Genomic DNA, 2,019 nt, shown 5'->3' with positions numbered 1-2,019 from the left:
TGAACCTCGGGCAGGGTTTTCCCGATGAGGACGGCCCACCCGGGATGCTCAGGGCCGCGCAGGATGCCATCGCGCGGGGGGTCAACCAGTACCCGCCGGGGATCGGGATGGCGCCGCTACGCCACGCCATCGCCGCGCATCGCAAACGGCACTACGGCGTCGACTACGACCCGGACACCGAAGTGCTGGTGACGGTCGGCGCGACCGAAGCCATCGCCGCGGCGGTGCTCGGACTGGTCGAGCCGGGCGATGAGGTGATCTTGATCCAGCCCTTCTACGACTCCTACTCGCCGGTGGTGGCGATGGCCGGGGCGCGGCGGGTTGTCGTCCCACTGGTGTTGGATGGCCGCGGCTTCGCGCTGGACGTCGACGCGCTGCGCCGCGCGGTGACGCCGCGCACCAAAGCGCTGATACTCAACTCACCGCACAACCCCACCGGCATGGTGCTCACGCATGCCGAGCTGGCGGCCGTCGCGGAAATCGCCGTCGAGGCGAACCTGCTGGTCATCTCCGACGAGGTGTACGAGCACCTGGTGTATGACGGCCGCCGGCACCTGCCCCCGGGCACCTTCCCGGGAATGGCCGAACGTACCGTCACCATCTCCAGTGCCGCCAAGATGTTCAATTGCACCGGCTGGAAGATCGGATGGGCTTGCGGCCCATCCGATCTCATCGCCGGGGTACGGGCAGCCAAGCAGTATCTGAGCTACGTCGGCGGCGCCCCGTTCCAGCCGGCGGTGGCTGAGGCGCTCAATAACGAAGAGGCCTGGGTGGCCGCACTGCGCACCGCGTTGCAGGCCAGGCGTGACCGACTGGCGAGCGCACTGGCCGAAGTGGGCTTCGACGTCCACGACAGTTCGGGCACCTACTTCCTGTGCGCGGATCCCCGTCCATTGGGCTATGACGACAGCACCGCGTTCTGTGCCGCGCTGCCCGGGAAGGTCGGGGTGGCCGCGATCCCGATGTCGGCCTTCTGCGACCCCGACGGCGAGCCTGCCAGGCTCTGGAATCACCTGGTGCGGTTCACATTTGCCAAACGGGATGACACCCTCGACGAGGCGATCCGCCGGCTGACGGCGCTACGCGACCGAAGCGCTACTGCGGCTCACGGGCGTCCTTCGCCCGACCCGTAACCCGCTCGCGCAGCCCCTCGGTCGCGGTGGCCAACACGATGTTGCTGGCCCGTTTGACGAGGAACTCGGGAATCGGTCCCGACGGTTCGACCGTGATGTCGAAGCGCACCCGGGTCTTGTCGACGCCCTCGCGCGTGAGGGTGTACTCCACGTGCTGTCCATGCTGTTGAAACGTTGCCTCGGCATCCCAGACCACCCAGTCGGGGCCCCAGTGATATTCGAGAATCTCGTTGTCCACCAGCCCGAAGATCTTGATGGTGGCCCTCACATGGTGGGGGCGGCCGTCGTCGTAGCGGTCCAGCACTTCCACCCGTTTGTGCACCGGAGACCACGCCGTCAGGGTGTTGATATCGGCGAGCGCTTCCATAATCACGTTGGGCGGCGCGTCGATAACGATTTCCCGGGATGCTCGTACGGCCACTACCACCAAGCTAGCAACACGCCGACTCCACGGCGGCAAATCCGCGAGTACCAGCCGCTTTCGCCAAGCGCAGCGGCAGGCCGGCAGGTTGTCGATGCCCCTCGCCGCCGGCTGCCGGCTCCGTCCCCGCCGGCGGTCCGGTCAACCGCGGCCTTTCTTGACGCTCAGCACCCGCTTTCGCAGTCCTTCGGTCGAGGTGTCCATCACTGCTTTGATGGTTCGTTTGAGCAGGAATCCCGGCAGCGGCACCGTCGGGTCGACGGTGATCTCGAACTTCACCCGAGTCTTGTCGCCCTCCGGGGTCAGCGTGTACACCGCGTCCTGGGATCGCTGTTGACTGGCACTGACCAGCGTCCAGCTCACGATGCCCTCACCCCAGGTATAGGCGACCACCTGCTCATCGGTGATGCCGGCCGCCCTGACTTTCATCCGGGCCACTTTGGGCCGACCGTCGTCTCGCCTTTC

At 66.6% G+C, this 2,019-nt stretch carries 3 protein-coding genes; 1 reads left to right on the top strand and 2 read right to left on the bottom strand.

Features of this window, described 5'->3' with window-relative positions; genetic code table 11:
- Positions 1-1,133: pyridoxal phosphate-dependent aminotransferase (locus VFA16_RS18835; protein ID WP_324969275.1), on the top strand; the 1,133-nt coding region annotated here is incomplete at its 5' end.
- On the opposite strand, the gene VFA16_RS18830 is transcribed toward VFA16_RS18835, so the two are convergent.
- Both VFA16_RS18830 and VFA16_RS18825 read right to left on the bottom strand, forming a co-directional pair.
- Positions 1,096-1,554 carry an SRPBCC family protein gene (locus tag VFA16_RS18830; RefSeq protein WP_071700235.1) on the bottom strand — a complete coding sequence of 153 codons (459 nt, stop codon included), beginning with the start codon at positions 1,552-1,554 and terminating at the stop codon, positions 1,096-1,098. The genes VFA16_RS18835 and VFA16_RS18830 overlap by 38 nt on opposite strands.
- A gap of 141 nt (positions 1,555-1,695) precedes the next feature.
- Positions 1,696-2,019 (bottom strand): SRPBCC family protein (locus VFA16_RS18825; protein ID WP_324969274.1); only part of this gene is annotated, 324 nt, incomplete at its 5' end.

It is taken from the genome of Mycobacterium sp. (assembly GCF_035653355.1).
Taxonomy (GTDB): domain Bacteria; phylum Actinomycetota; class Actinomycetes; order Mycobacteriales; family Mycobacteriaceae; genus Mycobacterium.
This window is presented reverse-complemented; position numbering and strand designations above follow the sequence as displayed.